The 26,762-nt window shown below is 27.6% G+C and carries 21 protein-coding genes; 3 read left to right on the top strand and 18 right to left on the bottom strand.

What is annotated here, in order from left to right; genetic code table 11:
• Window positions 1-193: 193 nt before the first annotated feature.
• The 3 genes from KYD98_RS10790 to KYD98_RS10780 are packed head-to-tail and all read right to left on the bottom strand — an operon-like array spanning window position 194 to window position 4,298.
• Window positions 194-1,897 carry a [FeFe] hydrogenase, group A gene (locus tag KYD98_RS10790; protein WP_219780039.1) on the bottom strand — a complete coding sequence of 568 codons (1,704 nt, stop codon included), beginning with the start codon at window positions 1,895-1,897 and terminating at the stop codon, window positions 194-196.
• A 42-nt stretch (window positions 1,898-1,939) separates the two neighbouring features.
• Entirely contained in the window at window positions 1,940-3,820 is a 1,881-nt protein-coding gene (locus tag KYD98_RS10785) for an NADH-quinone oxidoreductase subunit NuoF (protein WP_219780038.1), read from the bottom strand.
• Window positions 3,807-4,298 carry an NADH-quinone oxidoreductase subunit NuoE family protein gene (locus tag KYD98_RS10780; protein ID WP_219780036.1) on the bottom strand — a complete coding sequence of 164 codons (492 nt, stop codon included), beginning with the start codon at window positions 4,296-4,298 and terminating at the stop codon, window positions 3,807-3,809. Before KYD98_RS10780 ends, KYD98_RS10785 begins: the two co-directional genes overlap by 14 nt.
• Window positions 4,299-4,684: 386 nt before the next feature.
• Between KYD98_RS10780 and KYD98_RS10775 the strand changes: the two genes are divergently transcribed.
• Window positions 4,685-5,869 carry an AI-2E family transporter gene (locus KYD98_RS10775; protein ID WP_219780033.1) on the top strand — a complete coding sequence of 395 codons (1,185 nt, stop codon included), beginning with the start codon at window positions 4,685-4,687 and terminating at the stop codon, window positions 5,867-5,869.
• 186 nt (window positions 5,870-6,055) lie between these two features.
• Here KYD98_RS10775 and splB read toward each other — a convergent pair whose 3' ends face one another.
• From splB to KYD98_RS10710, 13 genes are all read right to left on the bottom strand, one after another.
• Window positions 6,056-7,078 (bottom strand): spore photoproduct lyase, encoded by a 1,023-nt coding sequence (splB, locus tag KYD98_RS10770; protein WP_219780031.1) that lies wholly within the window; start codon window positions 7,076-7,078, stop codon window positions 6,056-6,058.
• A 194-nt stretch (window positions 7,079-7,272) separates the two neighbouring features.
• Entirely contained in the window at window positions 7,273-7,683 is a 411-nt protein-coding gene (locus KYD98_RS10765; RefSeq protein WP_219780029.1) for a phage tail protein, read from the bottom strand.
• A gap of 287 nt (window positions 7,684-7,970) precedes the next feature.
• The gene (locus KYD98_RS10760) at window positions 7,971-8,501 is read right to left on the bottom strand and encodes a GNAT family N-acetyltransferase (RefSeq protein WP_219780027.1); all 531 of its coding nucleotides are present in this window, start codon (window positions 8,499-8,501) and stop codon (window positions 7,971-7,973) included.
• A gap of 249 nt (window positions 8,502-8,750) precedes the next feature.
• Window positions 8,751-10,070: an APC family permease gene (locus KYD98_RS10755; RefSeq protein ID WP_219780025.1), complete on the bottom strand. Its 1,320-nt coding sequence runs from the start codon at window positions 10,068-10,070 to the stop codon at window positions 8,751-8,753.
• 100 nt (window positions 10,071-10,170) lie between these two features.
• Window positions 10,171-10,632: a DUF1097 domain-containing protein gene (locus KYD98_RS10750; RefSeq protein ID WP_219780022.1), complete on the bottom strand. Its 462-nt coding sequence runs from the start codon at window positions 10,630-10,632 to the stop codon at window positions 10,171-10,173.
• Between the two features lie 256 nt (window positions 10,633-10,888).
• Complete coding sequence (gene preA, locus KYD98_RS10745; RefSeq protein WP_219780020.1) at window positions 10,889-12,127, bottom strand: NAD-dependent dihydropyrimidine dehydrogenase subunit PreA; 1,239 nt, start codon at window positions 12,125-12,127, stop codon at window positions 10,889-10,891.
• Window positions 12,127-13,401, bottom strand: coding sequence for an FAD-dependent oxidoreductase (locus KYD98_RS10740; RefSeq protein WP_373368733.1), 1,275 nt, complete (start codon window positions 13,399-13,401; stop codon window positions 12,127-12,129). The genes preA and KYD98_RS10740 overlap by 1 nt, the downstream gene beginning before the upstream one ends.
• Before the next feature lie 555 nt (window positions 13,402-13,956).
• Window positions 13,957-15,063 (bottom strand): anti-sigma factor domain-containing protein, encoded by a 1,107-nt coding sequence (locus KYD98_RS10735; protein ID WP_308462455.1) that lies wholly within the window; start codon window positions 15,061-15,063, stop codon window positions 13,957-13,959.
• Window positions 15,064-15,072: 9 nt separating this feature from the next.
• Window positions 15,073-15,735 (bottom strand): RNA polymerase sigma factor SigI, encoded by a 663-nt coding sequence (gene sigI, locus KYD98_RS10730; protein ID WP_219780016.1) that lies wholly within the window; start codon window positions 15,733-15,735, stop codon window positions 15,073-15,075.
• Between the two features lie 973 nt (window positions 15,736-16,708).
• Complete coding sequence (locus KYD98_RS10725; RefSeq protein WP_219780014.1) at window positions 16,709-18,226, bottom strand: hypothetical protein; 1,518 nt, start codon at window positions 18,224-18,226, stop codon at window positions 16,709-16,711.
• Window positions 18,219-19,730, bottom strand: coding sequence for a YncE family protein (locus KYD98_RS10720; RefSeq protein WP_219780012.1), 1,512 nt, complete (start codon window positions 19,728-19,730; stop codon window positions 18,219-18,221). Before KYD98_RS10720 ends, KYD98_RS10725 begins: the two co-directional genes overlap by 8 nt.
• A 95-nt stretch (window positions 19,731-19,825) precedes the next feature.
• Window positions 19,826-20,104 carry a putative Se/S carrier protein gene (locus tag KYD98_RS10715; protein WP_308462454.1) on the bottom strand — a complete coding sequence of 93 codons (279 nt, stop codon included), beginning with the start codon at window positions 20,102-20,104 and terminating at the stop codon, window positions 19,826-19,828.
• A 134-nt stretch (window positions 20,105-20,238) separates the two neighbouring features.
• On the bottom strand, window positions 20,239-21,732 hold the full coding sequence (locus tag KYD98_RS10710) for a hypothetical protein (protein ID WP_219780010.1): 1,494 nt from the start codon (window positions 21,730-21,732) through the stop codon (window positions 20,239-20,241).
• 192 nt (window positions 21,733-21,924) lie between these two features.
• Here KYD98_RS10710 and KYD98_RS10705 point away from each other — a divergent pair, with 192 nt between their 5' ends.
• Both KYD98_RS10705 and KYD98_RS10700 read left to right on the top strand, forming a co-directional pair.
• The gene (locus tag KYD98_RS10705) at window positions 21,925-22,686 is read left to right on the top strand and encodes a hypothetical protein (protein WP_219780008.1); all 762 of its coding nucleotides are present in this window, start codon (window positions 21,925-21,927) and stop codon (window positions 22,684-22,686) included.
• Window positions 22,687-22,843: 157 nt separating this feature from the next.
• Window positions 22,844-23,383 carry a DUF4489 domain-containing protein gene (locus KYD98_RS10700; protein WP_219780006.1) on the top strand — a complete coding sequence of 180 codons (540 nt, stop codon included), beginning with the start codon at window positions 22,844-22,846 and terminating at the stop codon, window positions 23,381-23,383.
• A gap of 275 nt (window positions 23,384-23,658) precedes the next feature.
• On the opposite strand, the gene KYD98_RS10695 is transcribed toward KYD98_RS10700, so the two are convergent.
• Together KYD98_RS10695 and KYD98_RS10690 are read right to left on the bottom strand one after the other, a co-directional pair.
• Window positions 23,659-25,377: a flavin monoamine oxidase family protein gene (locus KYD98_RS10695; RefSeq protein WP_219780004.1), complete on the bottom strand. Its 1,719-nt coding sequence runs from the start codon at window positions 25,375-25,377 to the stop codon at window positions 23,659-23,661.
• Window positions 25,378-25,500: 123 nt separating this feature from the next.
• Window positions 25,501-26,640, bottom strand: a complete 1,140-nt coding sequence (locus KYD98_RS10690; RefSeq protein ID WP_219780002.1) for an aminotransferase class V-fold PLP-dependent enzyme — start codon at window positions 26,638-26,640, stop codon at window positions 25,501-25,503.
• Between the last annotated feature and the right edge of the window lie 122 nt (window positions 26,641-26,762).

Raw genomic sequence — 26,762 nt, 5'->3', positions numbered from 1 at the left:
CTAAGCGACTGTGGAGCTTCGATTTTTTTAGCCATGCACCCTTTCCAAACCTAGTGCAGGAATAATGGTGCGGCAATAAAAAATAGATATCTTAATTCAAACCTTTGATTTAAGATATCTATTATAAAATTAAAATTTTATACTACTAAGTATAAAAGATCCTTTTTAAATACAATATTTCCCAAGAATTTTTCTAGTGTGTACTATTTTCATAATGAACATGAAGTAACTCTTTAGACTTGTCCTTTAATATTCCATTATATAAAGATATCATCATAGGGTTTTCTTCACTTCTTTTAATTTGAGCAACCTTATCTGATTTATATAATCCCTTTGCTCTTTCTTTTTTACCATCTTTTAAGCTAAAAGGTTGTCCCGCTCCACATATACATCCTCCTGGGCAAGCCATAACTTCTACAAAGTCAAAATGTTCTTCTTCAGATTTAATTTTTTGAATTAACATTTCTGCATTACCAAGTCCACTAACTACTGCTATACGAAGGATATTATCTTTAATCGGAAGTTCACATACCTTTACCCCATTCATACCTCTTACACCAATAAATTCTATATCTTTTAATGCTTTAGGAGTTTTATCTTGAGCTACTCCACGAATAACTGCTTCTGTTACGCCTCCGGTAACACCAAATATTACACCTGCACCTGAATATAAAGCAAATGGCATATCTGGAGATTCTCCTTCAATTTCATTAAATCTTAATCCTGTTTCTTTAATCATTGAACTTAATTCTGTTGTAGTAATTACAAAATCAACATCTTTAATACCTTCTCTTATAAATTCATCTCTAGCAGCTTCTGCCTTTTTTGCTGTACATGGCATAACTGCTATAGATATTGTTTCTTTTTTCTCTGATGAATCCTTTTCTTTAAAATATTCTTTAATAACAGCGCCAAACATTTGCATTGGTGATTTACAAGTTGAGACATACTTCATCATATCTGGATGCTTTGTTTCCACATATCTAACCCAAGCTGGACAGCATGAAGTAAATAGTGGAAATTTATTATTTCCTAATTCTAACTTTTCTAAAAATTCTTTAGATTCTTCTATAATTGTAAGATCTGCACTTAATGAAGTATCATAAATTTCATCAAAGCCTATTCTTCTCATTGCTGCTGAAATTTTATCCATTACATTTTCACCAGGTTTCATTCCAAACTCTTCACCTAATGCTACACGTACTGCTGGTGCAACTTGAGCTACAACCCTCTTATTAGGATCATAAATAGCTTTCCAAACCTCTTTAAAATCACTCTTTACAACAATTGCACCTGTAGGACATACTGTAGCACATTGTCCGCAATTTACACACTCTGTTTCTGCTAAACATCTATCAAATGCAGGACTTACTACCATCTTTGATCCTCTATGAGCAAAATCTATTGCACCTACATTTTGAACTTCATTACACATTCTGACACAATCTCCACATAAAATACATTTACTTGGGTCACGTATAATTGCTTTAGAAGAAGTATCTAATTCATGTTTAACATTATTATCTTTAAATCTTATATTCTTTAATCCAAAACGAAGTGCTAACTCTTGAAGCTTACATTTTCCATTCTTTTCACATATAGTACAATCTCTACAGTGTGCTGCCAATAATAACTCTAAAATCATTTTACGATGTTTATACAATTTAGGAGTATTAGTTTTAATTGACATTTTATCTTTTGGTGGTGTAGAACAAGAAGCTATAATTCCCCCCCTCTCATCCTCAACCACACACATTCTGCAAGCTCCATAAATTGACAACTCTGAATAATAACAGAATGTAGGTAAATCAATTCCTGCTTTTCTAACCAAATCTAAAATATTTTTTTCTTTATCAAACTCTACCTTATTACCATCAATTATCATATATTTTGACATAGTTTCTTATCATCCTCTCCATATTTTACATCTCTTATTTTATTAAACCAATTCAACTGCTTTGAAAGCGCATCCTTCCATACAAGCGCCACATTTAATACATTTTGATTTATCAATGGTATAAGGTTTCTTTAATTCTCCTGAAATAGCTTTAGCAGGGCATAACCTAGCACATTTAGAACATCCTTTACATTTATCCTTATTTATTTCATAAGACATTAATGCTTTACATACTCCTGCCTCACACTTTTTATCTACAACATGGGCTACATATTCATCTCTAAAATATTTTAAGGTACTTATAACAGGCAATGATGCACTCTTTCCAAGTCCACAAAGTGCTGTTGATGAAATAGTTTCTGCTAATTCTTCGAGCATGTCTATATGCTCTAATGTACCTCTTCCTTCAACTATATCTGTAAGTAACTCTAGCATCCTCTTAGTACCTTCTCTACAAGGTATACATTTACCACATGATTCATTTTGTGTGAAATTCATAAAGAAACGAGCTACTTCTACCATACAGCTCTTATCATTCATAACAACTAATCCACCACTACCAATCATTGCTCCAACTTTCTTTAATGAATCAAAATCTAAATTTAAGTCAAGATGATTAGCATGAAGACAAAGACATCCCCCTGATGGTCCTCCTATTTGAACTGCTTTTAAATTTCCATCTTTAACTCCACCACCAATATTAAATACAACATCTTTTAAAGTTATTCCCATAGGAACTTCTATTAATCCGGTATTTTTTACATTACCTGTAAGTGCAAAAGCTTTTGTTCCATGATTACCCTTTGGCCCCATAGTTTTATACCAATTTGAACCTTTATTTATAATAGGTGGAACATTACAGAATGTTTCGACATTATTTAATACTGTTGGTTTTCCAAATAGACCTTGTTCAACTGTTCTTGGCGGTTTCACTCTTGGCATACCACGATTACCTTCTATAGAAGCTGTTAAAGCACTTCCTTCCCCACATACAAAAGCTCCTGCTCCTTGACTAATATGCAAATTAAAATTAAAACCTGAATTTAAAATATTTTCCCCTAGCAGTCCTTTTTCCATAGCTTGTTCAATAGCAATTTGTAACCTTTTAACTGCAAGAGGATATTCTGCACGAACATATATATATCCATTATTAGCATTTGTTGCAATACCAGCAATAATCATTCCTTCTATTACTCGATGAGGATCACCTTCCATCATACTTCTATCCATAAATGCACCTGGATCACCTTCGTCACCATTACATACAATAAATTTTTCTTTTTCACTTTGATTTAATACTTGAGACCATTTTCTTCCTGTTGGAAATCCTCCTCCACCTCTTCCTCGAAGGGAAGATTCTGAAATTTCATTTACTATTTCCTCTGGTGTCATATCAAAAAGAGCTTTTTCCATAGCCGTATATCCATCTGCTGCTAAATATTCTTCAATAGATTCTGCATTAATATGTCCACAATGTTCTAAAGCAACACGTGTTTGTTTTTTATAGAATGGTATTTCTTCTTGCTTACTATAACTTTGATTACCATCTTTATAAATTAAACGTTCTACAACTTCATCTCCAATTATGCTTTTTTCAATAATTTCTTCACAATCACTAACCTTTACTCTTATATATAGCCATCCCATTGGTTCTATCCTTAATAAAGGACCCATTTCACAAAAACCATGACATCCACTCTTTTTTAAACCTATACTATTATCATGTGGTTCTTCTTCCAATTTAATTTGAATACTAAGTCCTTTTTCATCTATTAATTCTTGAAGTCTTTTATATATATTCAAGGAGCCCCCAGCTACACAACCAGTTCCTGCACAAATTAAAATCTGCTTATATTGACTAGCTAAAGCATTTTTATATTTTACTCTTATTGAATCTAGTTCTTCTCTATTATAAATTTTCATTAGCGGTTTCCTCCTTTAATTTCTTAATTAAATTCTTTGCTTTTTCTGGTGTCATGCTTGGATGTACTATATCGTTTACAGTGCATACAGGTGCTAGTCCACATGCACCTAAACATGACACTGTTTCTACAGTAAATATCATATCATCAGTAGTACATTTACTTTCAGAAAGACCTAATATGTTTCTAAATTCATCTAATATAGGTACAGATTTTCTTACATGACATGCTGTTCCATTACATATTTTTATTACATATTTTCCTTTTGGTTTTAATGAAAAGTTTTCATAAAATGTTGCAACACTATATATCTTTGCTTTACTAATTCCAAGTGATTTTGCAATATAAATTAATGTATCTTGTGGTAAATATCTGTATTGCTTTTGCACTTCTTGCATAATTGCAATAACCGATGCTTTATTATACCTATACTTAGTCAAAATCTCATCTAACTTTTTCAATTCTTCTTCTTTTAACATAAATTTTCTCCTCCCCCAATAGTACACAAAATAATAATTGTTTTGTGTATATTTATACTATATAAGAATATAAAAAGTTTATCAACCAAATTTTATTTAATTTGTATTATTAAGTAAATTAAGTTTATTTTTTTAAATTATTATTTAATTCCTTCACTATATTTAGTAAGTAATAGTATTTATAAGTATTTTAAGATTTATATTAATGAGAAATTTTCTTAGAATTTATATATAAACTCTATGTTTATATATTATTAATTAATCTTTATAACTTTATCTTCTCTTAATCTTAATTTTAAAAAAGTTATTTATTTTTTATTTTTTTCCTAAAATTTTATGTTAAACTATATCTTATCTAATATAACTTAAGAAAGGGAATTAAAAACATGAAAATTGAATTAGATAAAAAATTGGTTAAATATGGTATTTACTTAACTTTTACAGCAATTGCTATATATATAGCATTTTTACTTCTTTTTAACATAGGTACAATTGTAGGAGGCATATTTAATATTATAGGAAAATCATTAACTTTAATTAAGCCATTGCTTATTGCAATTGTAATTACATATTTATTATTTCCAATCACTAAATTTATTGAAAATTTTTTAGGAAATAATAAACTATATAAAATTAAAAAATTATCAAATAGACGTATTTTAAGTATTATTTTTTCTTATCTTTTAATAATAGGTATCATTTTAGCATTGCTTTGTGGAATATACTTTATGATTGGTGGGCAATTATCAAAGAATACTAGCATTACCAATATAGTAGAATACATTTCTACATACTTAACTACTCATTCGTTTTCTGGAGATTCAATTAATTCTACTTTAGAAAATTTAAATATACCATTTATAGATACACTAAAACCTCATATAATAGATGTAGTTACTTATGTTCAAAACTATATATCAAACAATATTGGAAATATGGCTGTTTTTATAATGTCTATAGGAACTAGTCTTGCTACTTTTTTTATTGCATTAATTATAAGTATATATCTATTAAAAGATTATGAGTATTTTATAAGTTTATGGAATAAAATTTATTATTTAATCTTTAGAAAAAGTAGATTAGGTAATAAGCTTAATTATATACTTCTAACTATACATAAAGTATTTGGAAAATTTATTCGTGGGCAATTATTAGAAGCATTTTTTGTTGGAGTGCTTTCAGCAATTGCACTGTCAATCGTTGGTATAGATTATGCCTTTGTTATTGGTATTATCGCAGGTATCTGTAATATGATTCCTTATGTCGGACCAATAGTAGGCACAATTCTTGCTGCTATAATGGGCCTTCTTAGTGGCATACCTATGAAAATAATTTATGCTATAGTTTCTATGCTTATTGTTCAACAAATTGACAATAATTTATTAGCCCCAAAAATTGTTGGAGATAGCGTTGGCTTGCATCCAGTATTTATAATGCTTGCTATTTTAATAGGTGGTAATGTAGGGGGATTACTTGGAATGTTACTCGCTGTACCACTTACTGCTGCATTAAAAGTATTACTTAATAATTGGTATTTAGATTATATAAAAAAAATAGAAAGTAAAATTTAACTTAAGATAATTTTTAAATATATACTAAGATTAAATTAAATAAAAAAAGATATTTGAAATTAATATAAATCCTATATAGTAGACGCTCATAAAAGAGAGTCTACTATATAGGATCTTTTTTGTTTTATAGATTATATATTTTATTATGTTTTAATTTAAGATTAATTTTTGCTTTATAGCATAATTTTATATAATATATTTTATTTCTCCATCAGGAAATATCTCTTTTATTTGTTGATAAAAGAAGTCCTTCATGTCTGCTAATTGTTCCTTTGTATAGACATATTTTCCATATCCAAATTGACCATACTTAAATTTTCTTTCATCATCTTCCATTGGTAATGTATTTTCAGGAAATACTTCGGTTATTATATTTTTAGCTCTTGATGTATATCTATGTGAAATCACTTCAAAGGTAGGCGAATATTTAAAATCTTTTGGTAATCTTTCTCTTAATTTATAAAGTAAATCCCTATAGTCTTCTTTCCAACCTTCATATAAAAATACAGGTGCTATTATAAATCCTAAAGGATATTCAGCTTTTGCAATCCTCTTACAACTTTCTAGTCTCATATCAAATGAGCTAGTTCTATTTTCATAACTCTTTATTACCTTAGAAGTATTTAATGTAAATCTTATTTCTGTATGACCATTATGTTTAATATTAAGTAAGGTATCAACATCATTAAACTTTGTAACAAATCTAAATCTTCCACTATCACTATTTGCAAAAAATTCTATAGCCTTTTTTAAAGAATTTGTATAAGGTTCTATAGGAATTGGATCTGATGTTGCAGCCCCTTCAAATATAGTGATTTCTGGTAAACGTTCTTCTATATACTTTTGTGCTTGATTAAGTATATCATCAATATTTACATTAACCTTTATATAAGGTTTATCACCTAAATTAGTATTTAAGTAACAATATTGACAATGTCCAATACATCCAGATATTAAAGGTAATTGATAATGCGCTGATGGTTTACATGATTGAAATTTAAATCCTTTTTTAACACCAACAACTAATGTATTTTTACCCTCCCTATAAAAGTCATATAGTTTTTCCCCTGGAATATGTTGTTTTACTTTATTTGAACTTAAATTTATTATCTCAACCTTTGAATCATTCTTAAACTTATTATAAATATTTTTTCCTATTTCATAATTTAAAGAACCTTTTTCAAACAAAATTCTTTTTGGAATAAACATAGTTTTTTTCACTTCCTTAATCGTGCTATTAAAAAAATAATCAATAAATAAAAGCTTATATATAAAATACCTAAAAATATTTTTAGTATTATTTTTCAATATTATTCAAAAATATAAAAAAAGTCTATCTCAATAACATATTTTATTTATGTTTTAAGACAGACCTCATTTATTATGTTTTAAGTAAATTTAAATTATTTATTTTGATTAGATTTATTTACACTTTCTGAATAAATAATTGTTGGAGAAGTAAAATCATATATATTATCCTCTACTCTTACTTTATCAGTTACCATCTTACCATCTTGGTCAAAATAATACCAATATCCTCCATTTGTCATCCAAGATCTATTAGCCATCATTCCGTTTGACCAACAATAATACCAATTTCCATTATCCTTCATCCAACCAGTTTGCATAAAACCATTATTCCCAAAATTATACCATTCACCATCTATTTTATGCCATCCTGTAACATTTGCTGAGTTTTCTTCCCAACTCTTTGCCCCATTAAAATTTACTTTCCATTTTGCTGATGCCGAAGTAGCAGTTCCCCCTATAATTGATGTTGTAATTAATAAACTAAGAATTAATTTTTTTATCATTTTATGTTCCCCCTTATATTATGACATGTTTAAAAACTAAAATTCCCTTTTAATTAAGTATACTTTAATTTTACCTTATTTTCCCTATATGTATAATATTACAATTTATTATGTTATTTTTCAATTTATTTTTATAATAGTGAATTATAATTTAATCTCTATCTATTAAACAAATGAATAAAAAATAATTTAAAAGTCAATACTTTAAATATCCTAACAATCTTCTCAATATAAAAAAGCATATGCTATATTTCAGCATATGCTTTTTAACTTTATATAAAATTTAATTAAATTTTAGCTTTATACACATGCTTGTACACTTTTCTTTTATAATTTTTAAACTCATCTTTATTTACTCTTCTTGGATATGTCATCACCATTAATGGAATAGGTTTATGTTGTTTTTGTAATGGCAATTGTACATAATCATAATCATTTAAATAAAATCCTAATCTTTTATAAAAATTTATTCGTCTTTTAGCTATATCTGTATTAGGAGGTTCAACTTCTAAAAATATAGTTTTTTTACATTCTTTCATATAATTATTTAACATCTTCGTTCCAAGACCATTTCCTCTAATATTAGGATTTACAGCAAAATGCTCAATAAAATTAAATTCATCAAAATTCCAGGTAGCTATAAAAGCATTTATAATTTTTTCTTCATCCTTATATGCATAAATCTCATACATCATTTCATCTAAAAGTTTCTTTTGATCATTATAATTTCTTCTTTCCACCTCAGGAAATGATGCATCTAATATCTTAAAAAAATCATCAAAATCATTTTTTTCTATAATATCTAATCTACTATTCATTTCTAATACTCCTGTTTATATAATCAGTTCTATATCCATTATATACATATAACTAAATAAAATAAAATTACTAAACTTTAACTATTTACTAATATACAAAAATAAAGACGTAAATCAAAGTTTAACTCACTTTAATACGTCTTTATTTCTAAACTTATATTTTTTTTAGTTAATATAATTGCTATAAACATTTTAATAAAATTTATTCATCTATATAAATATTTCATTAATTAATAACCTTATATAAAACTAAACTTGTTTATTTTTATGATAATTATAAATATAAAAAGGTATTCCTATAAGCATTAATACAAATCCCCACATTACAGTTTCTGCTCCAGAACCATATATAGTCCATATAGAATATATAAATGCTAAAAGAGGAATTATTGATTTTTTTATAAACAGTTTAAAACTAAAATCTGTTTTTCCCTTAAACATAAGCATCATTTCTGCCGATACAGTTAATAAATATACAGGCAAAAATGATAATGTAGCTAATATTGTTATAAATGTAAATGCAGACACCATGCTTTTTTGATAATTCATTATAAGTAATGCATTTACTAATACCGAACCTATTATTAATGAATTTATTGGTGTACCATATTTAGGATGTAATTTTCCAAAAAACTTAGGGAATACTCCATCTTCTCCCGCTGCATATGAAACTCTAGCAGTTGATAATAACCATCCAATTGTTGTTCCTAAAATACATATTACAACTGAAACTGTCAAAAATTTTCCAACCGAATTTCCTAATATATTTGTTAATATATCTGTAAGTGGTGCTGTACTTGTTGCAAGTTCTAAATTTGACATAGCACCCATACATCCAATACTTATTAAAAAATATATAACAGAAGCTATTATCATTCCATATATTGTACTCTTTCTTACATTAGTTTCTGGATTTTTTATTTCTCCTGCTGTCACTGTAGAACTTTCTAATCCAACAAATGCCCATAAGGTTGATGTTGCAGCTAATGGAATTGTTTCTAAGCTTTTTCCTTCTGGTATAAGTGGCATTAAATTTATTTTATCAAAATTTAAAAATGCTGATACTATAAACACACTAAAAAATACTATTTTAAATATTGTTGCAAAAGTTTGAAACTTTCCTGCTTCTTTTACTCCAACTATATTTAAAATAGTAAATATCCATAAAATCACACTAGTATATATTATTGAAGCTATTGGATTTTGAAGTTGTGGTATAAATGCTTTACTATAACTAGATAAAGCTACTATTATTGCTGCATTTCCAATCCATGACCCATTCCAATATAACCAAGCACTTAAAAAACCTGTAAATTCTCCAAATGCTTCTTTAGTATACTGATATGCTCCTCCGGTAGATGGATATTTTGATCCTAAATTTGCAAATGATATTGCTATTAAGATTGAACCTATCGTTGTTATAATCCAAGCTATTATTGTTGCTAATGGACCTGAAACTTGAGCAAGTGTAGCTGGCAACATAAACACTCCAGAACCAATCATATTTCCACATACGAGCATAGTGGCCATAAATAGACTGATTTCTTTTTTCATATTGTTATTTTCCATTCTTTCCTCCTAATGTTTGGAATAAAATTATCATTTTTTTAATTATATTTAACATTGTAATTTTATCAACTTCTCACAATTTGTCAATCTTATTATTTAATTAAACTTGCTCTTTTTTACCCATCTTTTCATATAACCACACACCAGTCCACTCACATAAAAATCCTAGTACCGCTCCTAATAATAATGATGGAACTAATCTTGTCCAATCTCCATTCGCTGCAAATGTTGAAAAAGATCCTACAAATGCTCCAGGTATAAACGCTAATAATTTAATCTTAGATTGTATGCATAAAAAAAATGTTATCACAACTGTCATTAGTGCTCCTACTAGTGGAAAACCTAATAAAGCTGATATCTTTATACTTAACATTGCCCAAAATACTCCGCTCATATTTGTACATATAGCACTTTTAAATCCTGATTTTTTACCTCCTGCTGCAAAAAAAGTAGTACACCCTGCAAATCCAGCCCAACCTATTAAACCAATAAGATCAGCTCCTATTATCCAACCACCACAAAGTATTGCAGTAGTTAATGATAGTGCAAATAAATAACTCATTCCTGTTCCCTCCATTTAATTTAACTATAAACTTATCTTCATTTAAGGCACATGAAGTAAATACCAAGTCCAAAGTTGCAATGAATATTTTTCACCAAACAAAAAGACTTATTTTTTTCTTTAATTGTACCTAAGATACATCTCTTTAATATTTTTAACACATTCTTAATATGCTTAATATTTGGGATAAAAATAGCTGTGTTTAATAATTTTATTGTCAAACACAGCTATTATTATAAATGAATAATAAAAAAATTTATAGAATTATTTTTCTTTCTTTGGAATTATTTTTTAATTTTATTTCGCCCTTACCTATAGCTGTAACTGGACATACATGTGCGCATAAATGACATCCAACACATCTTTCTTTATTTATCTCAGGCTTTCTATCTTTAGCATTCCACTCTATAGCTTGATGTGCCCCATCATAACATGAAATATAACATCTTCCACATCCTAAACATTTATCCTTATCAACTTCAGGATATACTATATAATCTCTATCTAAATCTTCCGCTGGAATAATATTTTTCACAGCTATTCCAACCATATCTTCTAATTTTTCAAATCCCTTTTCTTCCATAAAATGAGATAACCCACTTATCATATCTTCTACTATTCTGTATCCATATTGCATTACTGAAGTAGTTACTTGAAGATTACTTGAACCTAAAAGAATAAACTCTAATGCATCTTCCCAAGTTTCAATTCCACCTATTCCACTTATTGGAACGTCTTTTAATTTCTTGTTCTTAACAAGTTCATAAATAAATCTTAATGCTATTGGTTTTACTGCTTTTCCTGAATATCCTGAAACAGATGATTTAGCATTAACTACAGGTTTTGCAGTCATTGAATTTATATCAATACCAGTTATACTCTTTATAGTATTAATCGTTGCAAGTCCTGTTGCTCCTCCTTCAATAGAAGCGATAGCTGGTATTGTCATATCTCCTATATTAGGAGTCATTTTTGCCAATATAGGAAGATTTGTTCCTTTCCTTGTTGCTTCACAATACTTTTTAACAAGTTCTGGACTTTGTCCTACATCTGATCCCATATCATGACTTGTCATTTGAGGACATGAAAAATTACATTCAATCATATCTGCTCCTGCTTCTGTTACAAGTCTTGCAAGATCTTCCCATTCTTTTTCATTTTGTCCCATTATTGAAGCTACTACTACTTTAGTAGGATAGTTTTCTTTTAATCTTCTTAAATCATCTAAATTTTGTTCTAATGGATGATCTGATATTTGCTCCATATTTTTAAAACCAATGAATGAAGTTGCTTCTTTTCTTAAATTATCAAAACGTGGTGAAACCTCATTAGGTACAAAAAATCCTATTGTCTTAAACATTACCCCTGCCCAACCAGCTTCAAAGGCTTTTGCACACATTTCATAACAATTTCCTACAGGTGATGATGATAGAAAAAATGGATTTTCACATTTTACTCCACAAAATTCTATTGATAGATCCTTAATAACTTTCATTATCTAGCACCTTCCTTCCAGTTTAAATACTCGTCAATTTTTTCTGCTGCTTCTTTTCCTAATTTAAGTGCATAAACAACTGTTTTATCTCCTTCAACGATATCTCCACAAGCAAATACACTTTCAATATTAGTTTTATAATCTTCTGTTAGTATTATTCCATTATTATTAAATTCTATGTTAGATATAGAAGCTACATCATCTTGTTCTTGTCCAATCGCAAAGATAACGTTTTCTACAGACATATCTAAAGTGGAATCATCAAACATCCCACTACCTTTAAACCTAAATACTTTATTGTCTTTCCCAATAATTTCTTCTGGTTTAATTCCTGTAAAGATTGGAATATTTAAATCTATAATTTCTTGAATGCTCTTTCTTTCTGCTGGCATTTTATCTATAGTCCTTCTATAAACTATTTTAACATCTGAAGCTCCAAGAGTTTTAGCAGTTATCGCACAATCTATCGCAACATCTCCACCACCTATAACTATAACTTTGTCTCCTAATTTATAATTTCCTTTTGATTTAACCTCTGATAAAAAGTCTACTCCACCTATAACCCCTTCTAATTGTTTTCCATTTATATTTACATCTTTACTCTTTTGCATTCCACATGCAATTAAGAAAGCGTTGTATCCTTCTTTACTTAAAGAATCTATTGTAACATCCTTACCAACATTAACATTTGTTTTAAATTCTACACCTAAGTTTTCTATATATGCAATTTCATTATCTACAACATATTGTGGTAATCTTTGGTCAGGTATTCCATAAGTTAACCATCCGCCTAATTTTTCTCTCTTTTCAAATACTGTAACTTTATACCCTAATTGTACTAATTTGGTTGCGGCAGCTAATCCACTTGGACCTGAACCAATTATAGCTACTTTTTCTTTTTTAAGCTCTATTGGCTTTAATATTTTTAATCCTAATACGTTTTCATAATCAGTTAAATATCTTTGAAGTTTTCCAATTTCTATTGGTTTATCTATACCACTCCTACTACAGGCGCCTTCACAATATTTTTTTGTTGGACATACTCTTGCACAAATTCCTCCAAGTATGTTGTTCTCTCTAATTGTTTCTACTGCTCCCTTTAAATTTCTAAAACGAAGTGAGCGAATAAATTTGGCTGGATCTGTACCTACTGGGCATGCTTGTGAACATGGCGCATCATGGCACAACAAACATCTTGAAGACTCTTCTATAGCAAAAACTGGACTTATTGGTTCTTCACTATTGTTTTTCGTATTATTGATTTTATTCAAAATAATCCCCCCTAAGTTGTATCTTAATAATATATTATTAAATATATTATTTAAATAATTTGTTAATTCGCATTTTCATTATAGCATATATAAAATTACTATTTTTCTACATTCTTTCTCTTTATGTTAATGTTTACATTATTTATTTAGTAAACCAATTATTTTAAAAATTAATATTTTATATAATTTCTTTTTTTAACCATTATATTTATATATTTCATATTTTTTTATTTAATAATCTTAGATATATTTTAAAACAATGTTGATCTTATATTAGAATTTGCTTATTCAGACTTAGTGGGCAATGTATATGAATTAAATTTACTATTTAAATCCTACTTATCAGTTTTATACTATAATATTAACATTAACTTAAAACTTAATGCAAAATACATTAAAACCCCTTATGCTTGTTCTTTCCCAATAAACAAACATAAGGGGTTTTAACGTATTTGAGTTATTTTATTCTTTTTATTAAATTCTTTCCAAGTATAAAACTTTATTTACTTAATATAATACAAATCTAATAATTTTTTTTAGGTACTTTTTTAATAAAAACTAATTTTTATTAATTGGATTATCTATATTAGAATCATCTTCTTTTAAAATATCCTTATTATCTTCATTATCTTTATCATTTAAATTAGAATTTTTATTATCATCTTCTGGTTTAGGTATTTCAATAGTAGGTATTTCAATTTCCGGCTTTGTTTCAGGAACTATTTCTGGTTCCTGTTTAATTTCAATACTTTCATCACCACTATTTGGTTTTTCTACGGGTGGAGCAATTTCTTTTATAGGTTGATCAGTTTTATCTTTATTAGATGTTACAGTATCCTCTAATTTATCTACTGGTTTATCTACAACATTATCTATATCATCTATTTTAGGCACATTTTCTTCTATTTTTGGTATTTCTATTGCATCATCAGCTTCCCAATGAATATAATTTTCCTTATCTTTTATTAAAGAAGTTATTTCTTTAACAGGAATATCTTCTATTTCTGATTTAACATCTTCGTTTAATGAAAGAGAAGCTTCATATCTACCTAAACTAATACCTTTTGTTTTAGCTTCTTTTACAGCATCTTTATTTGCCTTAACATATGTTACATTTTCACTCTTAAATGTAGTTTGAATAGCATCTTTAATTGTATTTTCATATATTTCATCCTCTTTTTCATCTAATAATGCAAATCCAACTAAAACCTCACCATCTTTATTTAAATATTGTTTTTCTACTAAAATAGATTTTATATTTTCAATTCCCTCATTTATATCAAGACCATTAGCACTAGAAAGATCAATATTCTTTCCATCAGCATTAATACCTTCAACTTTTACTATCTTTTTCTTATTATTTACTTCTATTTGAATACTTGGATTAATATCTAAACTAACCACAGCATACGCTTTTTGATAAGCAAATGGTTGAAAAAAAGTAAATATAAGCAAAAATAATGCTGCAAATGTTCCAAATGTTTTAAATAAACTCAATTTATTTATACTTTTATTTACATTAAGATTAACAATATCTTCTTCAAAATAGAATATTTTCTGTCCTATTGCCATTCCATCTTTAATTTTTATGCTATCCATAAGGCCTAATTCATTCATTACTATTGCATAATCTTTTTTAATTTCCATTAAAATTCCTTTATTCACTATACTCACCTACTTTCTAATCCAACTTTTTAAAGTTCTAAGATTTTTATTGAGTATTATTACCACTGAGATAATAAACTTTTTACTTCTTTTTATTACTTTTTCAGTAACCCTAAATCTTAATACAATCTTTTTAATTGGTAATCTCTTTTTTATCTCCATAAAAGTAGTAAATTCTTCTACTTCATTTATGGATTCTGCTAATTGAATTGCATTTTCTCTTGTTGCTTTTTGCTTAGGAGCTTCATTTACTAAATCTTCTAAAGTAAATCCAAAAGAGTCTATCTCACTTTTTAATTTATTTATATCTTCAATTAAATAAGTGTTGTCCTCTTCTTCTATATATTCTTGCTCAACATTTATACCTTTTTCTGCTAATTCTTCAAGTGATGAACATGAATGTTTACTTTCACTTTTTAAATAATTTTTAATTCTACTTGATATAACAAGCTTAGCAAATGGTAAAAAATATCCTTTATCTTTATCATATCTCTCAACTGCTTCACTAAATGCAAGTAATGCAACACTTAATTCTTCGTCATTTTCACAGGATACATACCTTCCCGTAACATCTGATATGCTCTTAATTATAAAAGGCATATGTTGGTCTATAAGCTCATTAATATCTAAGTCTTGTCCAACATTTAAATCCTTTAAAACACATTCAAGCATATTTTGGCTCCCTTCTGACTCATCATTATTATATACAAAAAAATAATAGTAGTTTGGGTACTTTTTAATATAATATAACTAAAATTTTCTTAAAAATTTATAAATTAATTATAACTTTATTTTTGTATACTTTTATATCTTACCATATTTCAGAGAATAAAGTAATAAATCCCGACATAATTGGCTAATCTTAATTAAATTAGAAAATAACATGCACTTATATTATTAATCTGTTTCATATATTAAAAATTTTATGAATATATTTAATTAATATAACTATTTTAAGGTAGGAAATTTTAATATAATTAAAAATGTTAAAGATTTAATTAAAACTATTAATAATAAAAATATTATTTTACTTAAAACTAATACATATCACCTTTCATCTCCTCTTATAATAAGAAATACTTTTAACATTTTAGGAAATGGAAGTCCTTTAATTGGTACAATATTCATATACACCAACATCATAATAAACAATGTTATATTTTTAAATACTGAAAGCATAAACCTTATAACATTATTAACTATTATGTATATTTCTTTCAACTTATATTTTCTTAATAAATTTATATGCTCTATACTATAGAAAACTAATATATGTATCATTCATAAAAATTAATTACATAATATATATTTAAATAAGCATATTGTTATCAATATGTCCATAAAGAGCTATAGCACTAAATAATTAGTGCTATAGCTTTTTGGGTACAAAAAATAAATCTCAAACTTCAATCAGTTTGAGATTTATAATAAAATATTATTATACTAATAAAAAATGTTTTACAAAAAGATTATACTGTAAATCAGACGTTTTATTAATTAAAACTTCCATCCAATATTTATATCAGCTAATAATTCAGTGAATTTACTAAGTGAATTAGGATATAGATTTAACAGATTTATATTCAACCTATTCTCAATCAATGAAAAATTAAGTATATACAATAAGAATATTGAGAATTTTTATTTAATCCTCAAATAACCATTTAACCAAAGAAAATTTCTTTTCTTTAGAGCTCCCATTATCACTTTCATTTATAATCTTTTCTGAATTACATAACTTTTGAATTTCTATAAAATTTATTTGCTTTTTTAAACTTTCGTTTTCTTTTTCTTTTTCAGCTAACTTTTCTTCAATAAATATTTTTTCTTTATCCTTTAATAGTAACTTATTCTCTAAATATTTATTTTTTTCTTTTAATCTATCATTTTCATTAGTATATAACTTGATTTTCTCTTTTTCCTTATAAAATTGATATTGAAACTTTATTACTTGATTTTTTTCATACTTCATAGCTTCATTCAATCTTTTAAGTTCTTCTTCTGCAATTTTAAGTTTTGCTTCAGATTCTTCTTTTTCCATTTCAAGTATTTTCACTTTTGTTAAACAATCTTTCAGCCCTTCCATTTTACAATCTGAATCCTCCACAGCTTTTAAATAGCCTTTATTATCTTCTTGTGTGCTCATTGAATTTTCTAAAAGCTCATGTAAAAACATTTGTTCTTCTCCATTTATGCTAATTACATATATTTCATAGCAATAATGTTTATTTGCCTGATCTTCTAAATGTTCTTGAAAAAAAACTTTTATAGGTACTCCCTTATCAAAACTCTTATATATTTTTGGACTACTAAAATTTTGTCCGTGATTTTTAGAAAAACACCCATAAAGATTGTTACTACAAATCCACAAAGCCCATAATACATTCTTCAATAGTATTAACAAACAAGAATCAATCTTTTCACTTTGAAACAGTATAATATTTTTTTGTAATCCGATCTCTTTATACTGGTAAATTACTCTATTGATTTGATCATCTTGAGTAATAAACAAATAATGACTTCTGTTTTCCTCTAAGCAAAAATTAAAATCTATGTAAGGTAAGAATGATGTATATATGACTTCTTTCTTTCCCCATCGCCCTTCAATAATATGAAACTTTCTAGAAGTTAATTGATACCCCCCAACTAACATAGTATTTAATAATACTAGATTCGATTTAAAATCTCTATTAATACAATATGGACTTTTATTATAATAATCTAATTTATTAATTATTTGTGGGCTACCCAAATTCACCCCATTTTCAGTAATTTGCTGAACTAATACTTCTGAATAAGTATGTTTATCTATTATATTATATAACAAATGAATATGATCTAAATGAAAGAACGCTCTAATATATACAGGCATAATTGAATCATACTTCATATGAAGGAGTGTTTTATAGTTCCATTTTATTCCTTCTAATGTACATAAAATAATATCACCACAAATATCCTGACAGAAAACATTAATTTCCCCATTGCATCCCTCTAATACATAGAAGCATTTAAAACTTTCCTTGTAAATACTCTTCTTATCTGACCAGTTCTGTTTCATAAATATCTGATAATATATCCCTTTTTGACTATCATAAGAAAATTTTAGAAGTGTGTCATCTTTCTGCTTGATAAAATAATAATCATATTTTTCATTAACCATTATTTCCCCTCATTTTTTCATCTCTCCTTTTCCACATCTCACATTCCTTACAAAATGGAATAAATACTATTTCATCCACAATTGCTTTTGTTGAAATCAAAGCACTAACGTCAAACGTCAAATTCTTATTCATAATGATCGGAGTACTTGTTAATTGAGCAAAAGAATTGACTACAAATTCTACTCCTTGTTGTTCTGCATAATCAGGTATATATAATGTAGCTTTCTGAGTTCCCTCGAGCCTTCCTTCAACAATATATTTTCGTTGATGTTCATCAGTATATCCTATGCAATATGGAATATAAAAATTATATTGTAATATTGAATAATTTTTCCGACTATCTATATTACTTCTATTTTTTGTTTCATTTATAACTTCACATTTTTTAAATATGATCTCTTCTATATTTATAATTTCTCCCTCTCCTAAATATACTTTAACTGATACTTCAGTAAAAATCATTTTTTCTTGATAATTTGACAAAACCTTCTTAGCAAGTATTGAAGTTCCATTTTCTTGTTTCAATTTATTTTCTAAATTTGTCAAAATAAAAGGTTCATTTTGTACTTCAAATTCACTCTGACTAATCACTCCGATATCATATGGAATACTATTATTTTGTTTAAATATAAATGTATCTAAAATAGCATTACTAGAAGTATCTATTCTATCAATTACTCCCTTCCCATCATTACTACGACTAGTTACAAGTAATATTTTTTTATCAGGAGATAATCGAAGTCTTTGCAATTCTGTTAGAGTTGTTTTTATTGTTGCTACACATTCTCTTTTTAATATATTTATAACATCAATTCTATGTAACCCACTATTTGCTGCGTATAAAAAATTTTCATTTTGCTCCAAGGAAGTAATAACAGATCCGTTTTCTAAATATATATATGAAATATTTCCGTTTTCAAGATCCAATACAGAAATATTACTTGTATAAGTCGATTTATTAACTCCTTTATTTGAAATATAAACATCCTTTTCATTTTCTGCTATGAGAATGTAGTTCGGTGAGGTTCCAACATCTTTATATAACTTAATTAAATGAAAATCTGATGTATCATAAATTCTTATTTCATTCTGCAAAATATCCAATACAAATAATTTTTTCTTGTCTTTATCAAGTTTTAAATCATCTGCTGCAACAAAACCCGTTAAACATCCAATCTTTTCGCCAGTTTTTAAACTATAAATACATACTTCTTCAGTATCACAAACATAGATATTATTAGCAATGGAATCCACTTGTATATTACCATTATTAGGCATATTCCATGTTTTATTAGAATCATATAAGTCATTAATGAGCGTAACTTTACCATTTCTATCACTGGCTATATACACATTGTTTTTTTCATCTACAATAATATTTTGAGGTCTTGGACCTATTTCAACTTCCTTTATAATACAATAATTATCTCCATCAATAATAGATACCATTCCTGTGCCTACGTTTGATACATAATAAATTGTCTTGTCTCTTTTATCAATCATAAAGTCGCCATCCCCCTTAATTACTTATACTAAAAGATATGCTTTATGAGTTCTTATTATTCAATAAAAATATGAAAAGACCTGGATAACCAGATCTATTCAATTAATTCATAATTTTCTTTTTTTCCTTCTTTTACAATTCTATATACTGCAGTAGGATACATATTATTCTTCTTTAATTCCTCTTGTACTACTTTCTTATCTATTTCTTTAAATTTTACTGCTTGCGTACAGCTAATATTAATTTTATTAGGAGAACTAACAAGCTTAACTTGAATATTTCTTTGAAATAAATGTTGATATATATATAATGCTCTATTATGAGAAGTAAATGTCATTATATAATCATAATCTTCTATTTTTATGTTAACCACCTCTATTTTGTGTATTTTTAAATTTAAGCATATGAAAGAAATTAGTAGACTAAAGAGACGTGATATTTTTTTGAATATGAATTATAACGAATTTATACTTTAATATTGTATACTCTAAATTCTTAGAAGTGACTCTATATTTCTCTTGATCTTCTTCTTAATAATCGCTCCATAATGGATTGATTCTTTTCAAGTTCAAGTTCTTCATACAATTTTTTCTTTTCTTCACTTATAATCTTAATTTGCTGTTTAATTGATATATTTTCCTCTTTAAATTCTTTTAATTTATTTTTAATACTTATGTTAGTCTCTCTTTCTTCTACTAGTTGCTGATTTGTATCCTCCAAATCTTTTTGTATCTTTTGTTGCAATTCTAAGAATATATTATAATTCTCTTCCGCCTTGTGTTTTTGTTCTAATATTCTAGCAATTTGTTCTTCATAATCTTCCATAAATCTTTGCTTCTTTCGTAATTGCATCTTTAAGGAATCAATTTTTCTTTCTAAGTTTTTCTTTTCTGATGTTATCCTAGATAATTCAAGTTTTAAGCTTTGAAATGCTTTTTCTTCATATGGTGTATCTATGTTAGCTTTATCTACCTCATATTTCAATGAATCCTTAATATTTAATACAAACCAGCTTGGAACAAGTAAGCATAAATCTAATTCATTAGTTCCATAAACTCTTATTGCTTTAATTGAACTCTTATCATCACTACAAATAAAACAATTATATCGCCTTACTACAAGCTCATTTCCCCTATCAAAATAGAATGTACTACTCCATTTTTTATCATTAAAAACTGAGTAGAAAATCTTACCTTGCTCTAACCAACAAGAATACAACTTATTATTTTCAGTAAATAATAGAGGTTCCTCTAAGTCATTATTACTTTCATAAACTCTGAAATTTTGAATATCTCCACTGATATCTATACACACGTGATCAAGAAAATACATAGATTCTTCTCTATACTTATTTAGTATATGAATCTCTTGTTGATCTCTTAATACGTCAAATCCTATATCATCGCCTTGAATACCATAAAGCATCTTTACAGGAGTCCATCTAAGATTTTCAAATCTGCAATAGTTTAAGGATATCTCATCGCCTTCATCAGTAATAAAAAATACATCAATACTATTATTTTCATTTACGTTTATTAAATAGTTTTCTCTTAAATCAGGTAGCAATATAATATCCTGCAATGTAGTAATTTTAGTCTCTTTTCCATTCCATATGCAATGCATTAACACCCCATGTTCAGTGCCATCATTACCTATTAATAAATAAAAGATATGCATCTTATCTCCACTAATTTCAACTTTTAAATTTTGTATTTCAAAGTCATCAATTTGCATTTTATAGAGAATCTTTCCTACCCATCGCTTATCCTTCATGGTACAGTATTTCAATTCTCCTTTAATATTGCTGTAGACTATATGTATTGTTTCATCTTGCTCAACATATACAGCAAACCCTAGTACATCTTTATCAATAAGTCTTTCTTTGGTCCATTTTCCTTCTCCATACATAATTTTGTAAACTAATTCTTTATTATCATTTTCAAAGAATTTCCATATATTATTTGTATAATCAACATATATCCATGGATATATACTACTCATTTCACTCCCTCCTTTATAAAATTATATTTTTAGTGAAAACTTATTATTCCCTTTTGCAAAATAAAAAATTATTTTTGTCAAGCTTTTATTTTCACAACTTTTATTTTCTAACATACAATTATTATAGGAAGCTTTTAATTAAGTAATAAATAAACTTATATTTACTATAATTTTTGAAGAGGAGGAGAATTTATGTCCATTAACTTCAAGAAATTTTCACCACGTCCTGGTCTTGTAAATAAACAGGGATGTTTACCAGACCCTTCTGAATTAGTCTGCATTGAAGTACCTAAAATCTTTGATCAGTGCTTAATAAAAAGGTGTCTTGTATACGGTGAAGGTCCTGATACGAATACGACAGATTCTGAATTAAGAAGCAATCCATTAACAGATCCAAAAAGATATATTAATAGTAGAGATTTTAATTTAACATTAATTTCAGTAGATAAAATTCCTCTTAAGGGAAAACCAGGTTTTAAAAAAATAGTTATTTCTTATAAAATTTCTTTCTATTCAGATTATATTGACTGTAATGGTGTCAATCGAAGTGAATTCTTTGAAATTAATAGAACAGATATAATTGGAAAGTTCTATTGTCCTGATTCTATAGCTCAAATTTCTGCTAGCTTTGTACCAGTTCAACATGCTAAAGATTTAGATTCTAATATAATAAAACTTGAAATGGTTGCGGATGCTTTAGATGGTGAATTATTACAAGATGAAAGAGGTAACGATGTTTTAGATATCACTTTAGGTTACTACATTATTGTAAAATGTGAGCTTATTGTACAGCTTCTAATTCCTGCTTATGATTATTGTCCAATTCCAAAAGAACCATGTGAAGAAGATCCAGAAGAAGATCCATGCGAAAGATTTGAAAAAGCTCCAATTCCTAAATTCTATCCAGATCAAAATTTAGACCCATTATTCCCAGACTGCAATGACAATGATTGAAGGTATAATTAGTAAAATGAAATTGGCTCATTGTCATCACCATTCTTCTACAAGACTCATATACTATAGGAGAAGCATTAAAAGAATTACCTTATGACTTAATTGGTCATATAGTAATTCCTAATTAAATTTATCCAATTAAAGGGAGGGTTCATTTATGAATTCAATGTCAAAAAATTATTGTTATGATGATCATGATCGTTGTAAACATGATGATCATTGTTATTGTAGAAAAGAAAAGAAACCATGTCCAACTATTATAAAATGTAATTGCCCTAGTTCAACTACAATCCCTGCCATTCCAACAGGAACTTCTAATTTTACCATTAGTTCTCTTACTTTAAATACGTCTTGCTTGTGTGATCCATGCATCAAGCTTGAATTTGCAAGTAATGTAACTATTAGTGCGGACTTTACTGGAACTATAAATTTCCAAGTATTTAAGCTTTGTAAAAATCAACTTAACCCTATTCCAGTAGGACCTAGCTGGACATTATCAATTCCTGCTGCTACTGGTTCAATAATTAGCTTGCCTTTAGCATTCTTTGTTTGTGATTGTGATAATTGTGGCGATGATTGCTGCACTTATACAGTAGTTGCAACTAATACAACTGTTATTGTGGGTAGTGTTACTCTTGGAAATACAACATTGGGAGCAATAGCAACATGTAACTCAAATAACTGCTGCTACAATTAAATAAAATTTTGTACTCACAGAGTGAATGTGACACACACTTGGTGCACCTGAACTCTTAGAGCCTGATGTATAAATTTCATGCATCTTACTCTTAATAGATTTATCTAAATAATTATTTAAATATTCTAAAAAGAAAAAGTGGATTCAATACGAATCCACTTATTTGCGCATACTTATACTTTTATTATAATTAATAATTTATCTTCTAAATCATTAAAGACCTACATCAATATAATGCAGGTCTTTTTTATATAAACATTTACTTATTATAAAGTTTAATTATCCCTTATTTGCTTTGCCACTTCATTTGCAGCAATCATTCCACTTTGAAGAGCTCCTTGTTGACTTACATGTTTCTGTGAAATATGCTCTCCTGCAAAAAACACCTTATTCCCCATCTCTGGTTCTGTTACAGCATATGAAAAAAGTGTCTTATCCCCTGGCCTTGATAATGTTCCTGCTGTCCATATATACTGTACATCTGACCAAATTAATGACTTATAATCAATTAATTTATCATCTAGATAATGTGGAGAAAGACCATGAGCTTTTTCTATATATCTCATTACATCATTAATTTGCAATTCTGGATTTTCATTTCCCAATCTCACTGCTTCCTGACCCCAACTATAACTAGCCAATAATACCCCAGCTTCTTCTGGACTTGCTCCAGGTTTTAATACCCACTTACCGTATTTACTAGTTACAGGTTTTGCATGATCTGAAGGATAATACATTGAAACCAAAGGAAGATCTGTATAGGTACTCCCTCCTATTATATTTTTTGATGCATTTCCCATTTCCCAAAATCTTTCCTTAAGATATAAATATATCTTATGTGCTATCTCATAATTCATTTCATTGATGGCCTGCACCTTCTTAGTTGTAAAAAGAGGTCCTATTTCAATTCTCCTTAGACTTGAAAATGGTATAGCACATATTACATAATGAAATTCTTCAGATGTTTCTTTATTATCTCTATAATCTTTATATTTAAGTATAACTTTATCTTTTGCAGAAGAATTATATATTCCTCTAACAGGGAAGCCCATTTTTATTTCTATTTTTCCTAATTGTTCTTTACTAATACCTTTATAAGCATCTTCGTTTTTATCGCAAAGTGCTTCATATAATGAATGAGGTAAATTAATCATGCCATCAGTAATGCGATAGGTATATTCATGATCTACTGTATAATATTGCTGAAGCATTTCAGTAAGACTTAAACCAAAAAATTGCTCTTTGCCTTCTAAATACCCTAACATTGATATGGCATCTTGACTAAGACCCACATTCTCATATGCATTTCTATAGCTTAACTTATCTATTTCTACTATATTTTTTGAATATTCTGCTTTAACTTGAATTAATTCCTTTCTCAATTCTGCTGAAAGAGATTTTAAATATTTTTCATATATCTTTTCGCAAAGTTCATACCATGCTTTCTTTTTTTCAACTTCACTTAAATTAAATTTAGGATATATATTATTTTCAACACTTTTACCTTTAGCATCATTAACTGCCCGTTCATTTCTAACATAAAACAGATTATTGTCATTATTATTTACAAAAGGGCTTGTATGAAGTTTAAATAAATTTATATAATGCCAAGTAGTGTAATGAGATACTGGTATACTTATTGGTCCTAATTCACCATAGTACTTTCTATTTCTATCAAAGTAATAAGTGTATACTCTTCCCCCTATTCGTTGGCTTGCTTCAAATAAAGTAACATTACATCCTATTTTTCTAAGTTCAAATGCAGCAGCTAATCCAGCCTCTCCTGCACCAATTACTGCTACTTTAATATTCTTAGCCCCTCCCATCTTACAAATATTGGTTATATCTTCAGGTGGACTCATTAAATTAATTATATTATCTAAATCATCTGATCTGTTTTGTAGTTTGAGTATATATTCAAGCATTGTATATCTTTCATACTCACCAGGATTATCAATCTGATAAGGAGAGTTTGAATTATTATAAGAATTCATAACTTTCACATCCTAATATTTTTATTACATATATAGTTATATATGTACTACATCCTTTGTCTTAAATAAGGCACATTCAAAAATAATAGACAGGCATACTAGTCTATTATTTTTGAATGTGCCTTATCTTATTTTACAAATCTTCATTATTGTCACTAATAGTTTATCTATATCATCCAAAGTATTAAAGTATCCTGGGCTAACTCTAACTGTTCCCGCATATTCTGTATCAATCACATCATGTATTAGCGGTGCACAATGATACCCTGTTCGTACAGCTATTCCCTCTTCATTCAATTGTTCACCAACAATTGAGGCATCAACCCCCTCTATATTAAATGAAATTGCTGTGCTTCTTTGCTTTACAGAATCACTTCCATAAATTTTTATATAAGATAGCTTTTTTAATTCCTTCAATAAATATGATATTAATTCTTCTTCATATTTTTGTATAGTTCTTATTCCAATATTCTTAATAAATTTTATCCCTTCGCATAACCCTGCAATCCCTGGAATATTTAATGTCCCACTTTCAAATTGATCTGGCATAAAATCTGGTTGAACTATAAAATGAGAATTACTTCCTGTTCCACCTTCCCTAAAATTTTTTAGTTTTATACCACTTCGTATAAATAATCCTCCTGTTCCTTGTGGTCCTAATAATCCTTTATGTCCTGAAAATGCTAATAAATCAATATTATCATGTTCCACATCAATAGGAATAACTCCAGCACTTTGAGATGCATCTACCATAAATATAATTCCTTTTGACTTTGAAAGCTTTCCGATATTTTTAATATCCTGAATACTCCCTAATACATTAGAAACATGATTGATAATAATCATCTTGGTGTTTTCCTTAATCTCTTCCTTAATATCATTGATATTAACATATCCTGCTTTATCTACACTTACCAAAGTAACTTCAACCCCATCTTCACTTAATGAATAAAGTGGTCTTAAAACAGAATTATGTTCAATCACTGTACTAATAACATGATCTCCCCTTTTTAAAACGCCTTTAATTCCTATATTTAAGGCTTCTGTTGCATTACATGTAAAAATTAAGTTAAATGGACTAGGAATATTAAATAATTGACATATTTCTTCTCTTGTTTCCATTATTTTTAGAGCTGCTCTTATAGATATCTCATAAGAACCTCTTCCCGGATTAGCAGCATAATTTTTCATACAATTTAGTACTTCTTCATAAACTTGTGATGGTTTTGGAAAAGATGTTGCTGCATTATCTAAATAAATCATATAAAACTCCTTATTAAATTTATACGTTGTGCCAGCTAATTTTCACAAAAAAACTCCAACAAAATTCAATAAGCCAAATCATAATTAAATTAAGTAAAAATCAATAATAAGGAGGATAATTA

This window comes from Clostridium weizhouense (assembly GCF_019431045.1).
Classification (GTDB): Bacteria; Bacillota; Clostridia; order Clostridiales; family Clostridiaceae; genus Clostridium; species Clostridium weizhouense.
This window is presented reverse-complemented; position numbering and strand designations above follow the sequence as displayed.